At 78.1% G+C, this 547-nt stretch carries 1 protein-coding gene; it reads right to left on the bottom strand.

Going from position 1 to position 547, the window contains the following annotated elements; genetic code table 11:
• A partial coding sequence (locus AWZ10_RS42890) for a Rossmann-fold NAD(P)-binding domain-containing protein (RefSeq protein ID WP_482258132.1) occupies nt 1-547 on the bottom strand: 547 nt, incomplete at both ends.

Raw genomic sequence — 547 nt, 5'->3', positions numbered from 1 at the left:
CCCGGCCCGGGCCAGGCGGCGCACCCGTACCCCGTCGGTGCGTACCGCGACCTGGTCCTCGGCGCCGTCGCCGCCGAGCAGTGCGGCCAGGCGCCGCCACACGCCCGCGTCCGGCGTGCCCGGCAGGTCGATCAGACCGCCCCAGCGGTCGGAGTGCTCCAGCGCGGCCACCCGTCCCAGCCCCCAGATCATGCGCTGGGCGGGGTCGACGGCCAGGTCGCCGGGCCCGGTCCGTACCGCCTCGCGGGTCACGCACCACAGCGGGGCGGTGAGCTCCATGTCGCCGAGCGCCTGGACGGCCCGCAGCGTCGCGGTGTATCCGGCGGGCACCGAGTCGTGCCGCGGGTCGCTGCCCGTCGAGAGGGCGAGCAGCGACAGCACACCGGCGAACTCCTGCCCGGAGCGGGCCGCGTGGTCCTCGCACGCCGTGCGCAGCGCCTTCGCGGTCAGCTCCCGCTCCTCGTCGCCGAGCACGACCGGAACCAGATCGGCACCGGCGTCCGTCAGGCCGCGCAGCACCTCGGCGCCCCGCGCCTCGCCCGCGGGC

Origin of the sequence: Streptomyces europaeiscabiei (assembly GCF_001550375.1) — a bacterium.
GTDB classification, from domain to species: Bacteria; Actinomycetota; Actinomycetes; order Streptomycetales; family Streptomycetaceae; genus Streptomyces; species Streptomyces europaeiscabiei.
Note: the sequence above shows the minus strand (reverse complement) of the source record. Positions and strands in the feature narration are given on the sequence as shown.